This window comes from Acinetobacter sp. (genome assembly GCF_036659555.1).
Taxonomy (GTDB): Bacteria; Pseudomonadota; Gammaproteobacteria; order Pseudomonadales; family Moraxellaceae; genus Acinetobacter.
This window is the reverse complement of sequence record NZ_JAVXCI010000034.1, coordinates 21,230-28,188: the sequence shown is the minus strand read 5'-3', so window position 1 is coordinate 28,188 and position 6,959 is coordinate 21,230. Positions and strand designations below refer to the sequence as shown.

6 protein-coding genes and 4 pseudogenes are annotated in these 6,959 nt (G+C 41.5%); 5 read left to right on the top strand and 5 right to left on the bottom strand.

Features of this window, described 5'->3' with window-relative positions; genetic code table 11:
• Positions 1-95: 95 nt before the first annotated feature.
• Positions 96-251 (bottom strand): annotated as a pseudogene (locus RSA72_RS06530) (dihydrolipoyl dehydrogenase); the annotation flags it as partial.
• A gap of 63 nt (positions 252-314) precedes the next feature.
• On the opposite strand from RSA72_RS06530, the pseudogene RSA72_RS06525 reads away from it, so the two are divergent.
• The 5 genes and pseudogenes from RSA72_RS06525 (at position 315) to RSA72_RS06510 (ending at position 2,599) form a co-directional block, all read left to right on the top strand.
• Positions 315-855 (top strand): annotated as a pseudogene (locus RSA72_RS06525) (transposase).
• Between the two features lie 118 nt (positions 856-973).
• Positions 974-1,309 carry a ParA family protein gene (locus tag RSA72_RS06520; RefSeq protein ID WP_332623273.1) on the top strand — a complete coding sequence of 112 codons (336 nt, stop codon included), beginning with the start codon at positions 974-976 and terminating at the stop codon, positions 1,307-1,309.
• 26 nt (positions 1,310-1,335) lie between these two features.
• Positions 1,336-1,551, top strand: a complete 216-nt coding sequence (locus tag RSA72_RS14590) for an AAA family ATPase (protein WP_443098281.1) — start codon at positions 1,336-1,338, stop codon at positions 1,549-1,551.
• Positions 1,552-1,605: 54 nt separating this feature from the next.
• Positions 1,606-1,998 carry a hypothetical protein gene (locus RSA72_RS06515; RefSeq protein WP_332623274.1) on the top strand — a complete coding sequence of 131 codons (393 nt, stop codon included), beginning with the start codon at positions 1,606-1,608 and terminating at the stop codon, positions 1,996-1,998.
• Positions 1,991-2,599 carry a HEPN domain-containing protein gene (locus RSA72_RS06510; RefSeq protein ID WP_332623275.1) on the top strand — a complete coding sequence of 203 codons (609 nt, stop codon included), beginning with the start codon at positions 1,991-1,993 and terminating at the stop codon, positions 2,597-2,599. Before RSA72_RS06515 ends, RSA72_RS06510 begins: the two co-directional genes overlap by 8 nt.
• 305 nt (positions 2,600-2,904) lie before the next feature.
• On the opposite strand, the gene RSA72_RS06505 is transcribed toward RSA72_RS06510, so the two are convergent.
• The 4 genes and pseudogenes from RSA72_RS06505 to RSA72_RS06490 all read right to left on the bottom strand — a co-directional run bounded on the left by RSA72_RS06505 (position 2,905) and on the right by RSA72_RS06490 (position 6,872).
• Positions 2,905-3,477: a lytic transglycosylase domain-containing protein gene (locus RSA72_RS06505; protein ID WP_332623277.1), complete on the bottom strand. Its 573-nt coding sequence runs from the start codon at positions 3,475-3,477 to the stop codon at positions 2,905-2,907.
• A 374-nt stretch (positions 3,478-3,851) separates the two neighbouring features.
• Positions 3,852-4,340, bottom strand: a complete 489-nt coding sequence (locus RSA72_RS06500) for a GNAT family N-acetyltransferase (protein WP_332623282.1) — start codon at positions 4,338-4,340, stop codon at positions 3,852-3,854.
• A gap of 105 nt (positions 4,341-4,445) precedes the next feature.
• Positions 4,446-5,556 (bottom strand): annotated as a pseudogene (locus RSA72_RS06495) (acyl-CoA dehydrogenase family protein).
• Between the two features lie 34 nt (positions 5,557-5,590).
• A pseudogene (locus tag RSA72_RS06490) lies at positions 5,591-6,872 on the bottom strand (acyl-CoA dehydrogenase family protein).
• Positions 6,873-6,959 lie beyond the last annotated feature (87 nt).

The following is a 6,959-nucleotide window of genomic DNA, read 5'->3' as shown; positions in this document are numbered from 1 at the left end:
TATTCAAAAGCCCCCTGACTCTAGCGAGTCAGGGGGCTTTTTTTTATGCAGGAAAAAAATAGAAAAGAAAAGGGCATCCCGGAAGTCCGCAGAGCCTAAAGCTGCCGGAGAGCATGCTTCAGCGCGGTGCGCAGCCCTTCTTCAAGTGTCGGATGATAGAATGGCTTATTTAGAACTTCATCGACCGTCAGGTCTTCTGCAATCATCCAGGCCAGCAAATGCGCAAGGTGCTCCGCAGACTCAGTGAAAAGTAGTGTCGGGTGGTAGAGCAATACTATTCCCGTTAAAAAATCAGCAAAGTGGAATTCAGACAGATGATTGCTTTTTTGTGATGAGTTTCGCTGCGATTAATGCAATAGAACTAACTGATATTTCTATAGGCTCTATTAACTCTATCTTTGGCGCACATCTAGTTCGGGGTGAGTGGGGTAGCGGTGCTTCCGGTAAAATTATCGTATTTGGACTGCTTAAATGGGAAGGCAAAGAGAATATAGAATCGTTCCTGATTGCTCCAAAGCCACGCTGCAAGGTATTAGAGGTTATATTTATATGAATACAGTAATCAATGCAGATGGATGGCGAGGCTATGAGGGTTTGTTGATATAAGCTTTAATAAGCATTTTAGAGCCAATCACAGTAGCAAACGAGTTTTCCAGTGGAGAGCACTCTATTAACAGTATAGAGTCATTCTGGAGACTATGCCAAGAAATGTCTGATTAAATTAAATGCCGGGACTAAACATCTAATAAAAAGATATTTTATCTGAATATTAGAGATGCGGAATACAGCTTTAATCATTGGCATGATAATTTATACCTGAATTTGCTTAAATTACTTTGTGAAACTTATCTTTAGATTCTTAAATCCTAAAATAAAATAAGAAATAATGAGGAAAGTAATCGGAAATAGGTTTTTAAAAATTACTTTTTTTGATACATTATTAATAATATAGTTTAAATTAAGTGAATTTAAAATGACAAAAAGAATTGCTGTTTTTAATCATAAGGGTGGGGTTAGTAAAACTACGTCTGTTTATAATATAGGTTGGTTATTAAGTAATAATTATAAAGTATTAGTTGTTGATGCTGATCCACAATGTAATTTAACAAGCTTACTTTTAGGTGACAGTTTTGAAAGTTATTATATTGATGATGAAACAAAAAATCAAAATTTAAAAGATGGAGTCAGTACTGCTTTTCAAGGTCGGCCTTTTCCTATACAAGCTGTTGAATGTTATTCGCCAGAACGTTTACCTAATTTATTTTTACTGGCAGGTCATGCTAATTTGTCCGAATATGATGCCCTTTAACTTTTGCACAAACATCGAATAATGCAATTGCGACGCTTCAAAATTTACCAGGAGCATTTTCTGAACTTATTAAGTTAACTGAAGAAAAATATTCAATAGATTTCACACTTATTGATATGAACGCTAGTTTAAGTGCAATTAATCAAAATTTATTTTTATCGGCAAATGCATTTATTATTCCTACCAATCCAGACCCATTTTCGATAATGGCAATAAATACTTTAACTACTACACTACCGTAATGGATATCTTGGAAGCGTAATTCTGTTTCGATGTTTCAGGCTTCAGCATACCCAATGTTTGAAGGAACTCCTAAATTTTTAGGTACTTTAATACAAAGGTTTAATATAAGAAATGGTAAAGCGGCTAAACCATATAGAGATAATATTGAGGAAATAAAATCGCAAATAAGTAACCATTTTTTTCAGGCATTAGCTCCTCATGATATGGTTCTTGATAAAGATATTTATAGCTTTAAGAATAATGGTTTTTGTCTTGCAGAAATTCCAGATTTCCAAGGGCTGCTGCCTAAATCTTATAATGCTCAAGTTCCGGTATTTAAAATTGAAGATCAAGAAATTGGTGAAGTTGGAAGTGTTCTTGAAAGTATGAAACAGAAAAGGGATGGCTTATTAATAACTTTTAATGCGATGAAAGATGAAATATTGAGATTAATTGATCATGTATAATGCATTCAAGCTTTTTGAAAAAAATATTAATGAAATTAGACACCTTGCAGAATTGCATGATTATCTAAGTTTGACTCAAAAAATTCCTATGAATTTTGATGATATTTTGCGATTTCAAATAGTTTATGCTTTAAGTGCTTTTGATAAGTTAGTACATGATTTAATTCGAGTCGGTATGGTTGAAATTTATAAAGGTACAAGACCTGTGACTCCAAAATATTTGACCGTAACAATATCTGTTGATCAACATGCAAACTTAGTTTCTGCTTCATTTCCTCCAAAAGAGCTGGTTTTTCAAAACTACATATTTGATAAATTGAAAATTGTTTCTTATCAAGATCCCGATAAAGTATCAGAGGGATTAAGTCATATTTGGTCTGAAAAACAAAAATGGCTTAAAATTTCAAATAATTTAAGAGTTGATGAGAATTATGCTAAAAACATGCTTAAATTAATATCTAATAGAAGAAATTCTATTGTTCACGAAGCAGATATTGATCCTGTAACTGGCCTTAAATTTGATATATCTAAAAATGATTCTACAGATATAATAAATTTTCTCTATAATTGTGGTACCGTAATTTATAATTTGGTGAAATGATATATATAAATCATATTTAATTCAGGGGGCTGGTGGTTAATAAGCATATCAAAGAAACGGAGTATCGTTTTAATCATCAGTATGTTCATACCTGAGTTCATTTAAATTGCTCTGTGAAAATTTTCTTTAGTTGTATAAGTAACAAGTTACTACATCTATTGGTTGTAAGAGTACGAAGTTCTGACTGATGTGCTTTTAGGGCAAGTGAACTTGCATGATGAAAAGCATAAGTTAGCCTCTAACTCTTTTTGTCCCGATCCCTGAAGATGATGCGCTTCATCTTCATGAACTGGAATTCAGTATTTCTATAAAGCCTTTTTTAAGAGCTTTTGATGCTGTTTGACTTGCTTAGCATAGCGTTTGCCCTGCTTTTTCATATAGCGGTCAGTGTTATAGCCTGTTGGCCCGACATTATAATAGGCTAATGCTTTTGGCAGTTCGCCAGCAGTATTTTTATATTTTGAAATAATATAGCTGCCGCATTGAATATTGGTATTTTCATCAAATAAATCTCCAGGGCAGTTATTTTGCCAATAGCGCGGAATAATTTGCGTAAGGCCAACTGCGCCAGCCGGAGAGGTAACACGCGGGCGGTAGCTGGATTCTTGGCGGATCACTGCAGCCACAAGCAGTGGGTCTAAATCATAGCGTTCCGCGCTTTGAATAATCATTGGCGAAACGCGATTGGCAGTATTGGGTTCAACCGCATAAGCTTTTTGAATGCCTGAAGAAAGTTTTGCAGAGCGCTTTTCAATAGAACCGCCGCCCAGCGATGAGCAGCCTGTGAATGCGATTGCTGCTGTTGCAATTAGGGCCGATTTTAAAGTGAATAACTTTGAATCAGTCCACCGAGCCTGGATTTGTGAGAAACGTTGCATAATCAATAAAATACTGTCTATAGCCTAATTATTTATGCTGAAAATATTATTCAGCCTATGTGTTGCAGTCAAGGATGCGCCAGCTGTGTAATGCTGTGAATTTGTTAATATTGTGTATCTTTCATCCGGAATTGAAGGTTCTAATTTTAATAATTGAATTCTTCAGTTTGAGGCTTTCATACTCTGCATTAATTTAGCAGTTCCCGCCAGCATTTTCTTGCCGAAAGTGAAGTTTATCATTCCTGTATTTAGGAGTGCCTGGCCCTGCTGCATTGTGCAGGCAAATGGATCATTGCTAAACACAATTTTTACTGTTTAGGGAGGGCAATAAATATCTTCAGCTCAGGCTTACTTTTTTGTGGATTGCCACAGATTCAGTTGACATGCTTTAACATCCATATTTCACAGGCATGGCTGTGGCCTGTATTGCCTTTAGGCGCATGCAAATGCTCAAAGCCTAATTTTTCATAAAGCTTTACCGCTTGCCATAAACTGGCAGTGGTTTCTAAATAGCAGCGGTTAAAATAATGCTGCTTCGCGAATGCAAAAGCATGTGCTAGAATCTGCTTAGCAAATCCTAAACCGCGAATATCATTTAGGAAATACATTTTTTGAATTTCCATGATGGCTGCATCGCCTTGCAGCGGGGCAATGCCGCCCCCGCCGAAAATCTGACCATAAGCATTCTCAATGATCCAATATTGTGCATTGGGCTGACTGTAAATGCTGTACAAGTGATCTAAGATCGGATCAGCAACAGCAAAGCCGGATTCCGGCGCTAAGCCAAACTCTTTGGAAACATCACGGATAATCTGCGCAATTTGAGGATTGTCAGAAATTTGGATAGGGCGGATATGGTACATAGTCAGCAGGCAGCCATCATAAAGCAACAAGAGATGGATTGTTATATTACGATTTCTCATGAAAATCCACCGCTTATCCAGCCGACAGTTCTGCTGAAGCAAGCGTTATTTCAATTCGCTGGATGACTTGCCTAATTCACGCCGCGCAATAATCAGTTGCTGAATCTGCTGTGTTCCTTCAAAAATATCTAAAATTTTTGAATCCCGCGCCCATTTTTCCAGCAGCTCATCCTCACTGTAGCCAATGGCCGAGGCCAATTCGACGCATTTCAGCGTAATTTCATTGCCTACCCGGCCTGCTTTGGCTTTGGTGATTGAGGCTTCGCGCGAGTTCGGCTGCTTATTGTCCGCCATCCATGCAGCTTTCAGCATAAGCAGGCGGGCAGCTTCTAAGTGGTAAATCTGCGCGGCGATATTGGAGGTTTGCAGATAGGGTGTTGCATAGCCGGCATCCAGTTTCATCCTTAAAAATTTCCTTAATGCGCTCTAAGGAGGCTTTGGCGCAGCCGGCCGCCATCGCAGCGGCAAGCGGACGCGTATTGTCAAAAGTTTCCATGACGCCGGAAAATCCTTTTGCAGGATCTATTTCTGCATTGCCCAGCAGATTGGCCGCTGGAACACGGCAGTCAATCAAGCCGATAGCGGCGGTGTCTGAGGCTTTAATCCCTAATTTATGTTCAAGGCGTTCTACTTTCATGCCTGCAGTGCCTTTGGGAACGACAAAGGATTTAATGGCAGCGCGCCCTGATTTTCTATCCAAGCTTGCCCAAACCACCACAGCATCGGCGCGTTCGCCTGAAGTCACAAAGATCTTCTCGCCATTGAGAATATAGTCATCGCTGCCCATGTGCCCTTGAAGCGTTCCTGCTGTTCATCATTGGCCACAGCTGCAATCGCGGAAATTGCCCAGCCCTTGCTGCGGCATGCTCAGCAGCACGCCATAGCGCATTTCAACGATGCTGAGCGCTGTAGACATATTGACGCCATTTTTGTTGGCGCTGTCAGCGCCGCCGCGCTTATTTACGGCAGCGCCAGCATTTATGCCGTCACCGCTTTCGTTCATGCCGTCGACCAGTGAGGAGAGCATGTCCAGTTCTTTGGGATAGGCATGCTCAGCTTTATCATATTTGTGTGAAATGGGGCGCAGCACATTCAAGGCGGCTTCATGGGCCTGATCAATCAGCATTCTGAATTTTTTAGGGTTTTGCAGATTCATATTCTTTTCCTTTTTTAATGCTTATGGGGTTTATTTAAGCATGCAGGCCGGAGTGCATGATTGCTGTGCCCCGCAAGTCGCGGTACCAGCGCTCAACAGGATGTTCCTTGGTGAAGCCGTGGCCGCCTAAAATCTGGACGCCATCTGTGCCGATTGTCATGGATTTTTCTGCGCAGAGCAGGCGCGCTAAATAGGCTTTACGGTGAAAAGGCTGCCCGGCTTCTGCAAGGCTGGCGGCATTCAGCACCAGCATGCGCATCGCTTCAATTTCAATCGCCATGTCGGCAATCATGAAGGCAACCCTTTGGCGGTGTGAAATCGGCTCGCCAAAGGCGGTGCGTTCATTGGCGTACTGGATGCAGTATTTTTTAACCACTTCACAAGTGCCGGCTGCCATGGCGCACCACATTAAGTTGCCCAAATCTACAAATGCGGTGTAGCTGAAATCGTCATCGCCCAAGCGTTCGGCTGGGGTGTTGTTGAAATGCAGCGTCACCGTTTCAGTGGCTTTCAGCCCCATTGCCGGTGTTTTTTTTAGAGTGATGCTGCTGTCCCGGGGCACGGCAAATACATCGGGCTGGCCATTCAGCTCAGCCGAAACCAGCAGCAGGTCGGCGGACTCGCCTAAAATCACCAGCGTTTTTTCACCGCTAATGGCGTATTTGCCTTGGCGCTCAATGGCCCGGGTTTTAAGCTGGAAAAGATTGAATGCGGCGCTGGCTTCCAGCACGGCAAAGCTGGCCTGAATTTCTGCATCTTCTGCAAAATCTGACAGGTATTTCGCCTGAACCGCTTCAGAATCCGATTGGGTCAGGGCATTAATCACGCTGAATGTTGAAAGCAGGCCGGCAGTCAGGCTGAAGTCTCTCTGCGCCAAGCGCTCTGCAATTAAGATATTGCTGATGATGTTTTTTTCGCTTGCCGCACCGCCTAAGGCTTCAGGCAACGCATACAGGTTCAGGCCTAAATCTTTGCTGCGGCGCTGCAGTTCGGCAGGGAACTGCCCGATGCGCCAGCGGGTAAAGGATTTCGGCAGCGAACTGCTCCATTGCATCGCAGGCCATTTGCTGCTCTGGAGTTAGGCCTAAATCAAATAATGATTTGGACTGATTGGCTAAGCGCTGCTTATGCAGATTTTTATTGAATTTAAAGGCTTTTTGGCTCTGGCTTAGGGTTTTAAATCCAGTCTTTGAGCTTTGATACAGCGACTTTTCGACAAATTTCCGCAGTTTCAGCTGATCCAGCACCTCGCTGCCTGCAATTTTGGTCAGCAGCGACAGCCCAAATCCTTGCGCCTTATTTACCATGTTGGTCATTTTTGTTTTTCCGTTGGTGTCTTTTTCTGTTTTTATGCTGACATGCGGAATGGCAAAAAACCATGTCGAAACTGACATGATTGATTG

What these genes read in the sequence shown, in the direction of transcription:
- RSA72_RS06500 (WP_332623282.1), bottom strand. Translation starts at nt 4,340, where the DNA reads ATGTACCATATCCGCCCTATCCAAATTTCTGACAATCCTCAAATTGCG.
- RSA72_RS06520 (WP_332623273.1), top strand. Translation starts at nt 974, where the DNA reads ATGACAAAAAGAATTGCTGTTTTTAATCATAAGGGTGGGGTTAGTAAA.
- RSA72_RS06510 (WP_332623275.1), top strand. Translation starts at nt 1,991, where the DNA reads ATGTATAATGCATTCAAGCTTTTTGAAAAAAATATTAATGAAATTAGA.
- RSA72_RS06505 (WP_332623277.1), bottom strand. Translation starts at nt 3,477, where the DNA reads ATGCAACGTTTCTCACAAATCCAGGCTCGGTGGACTGATTCAAAGTTA.
- RSA72_RS06515 (WP_332623274.1), top strand. Translation starts at nt 1,606, where the DNA reads ATGTTTGAAGGAACTCCTAAATTTTTAGGTACTTTAATACAAAGGTTT.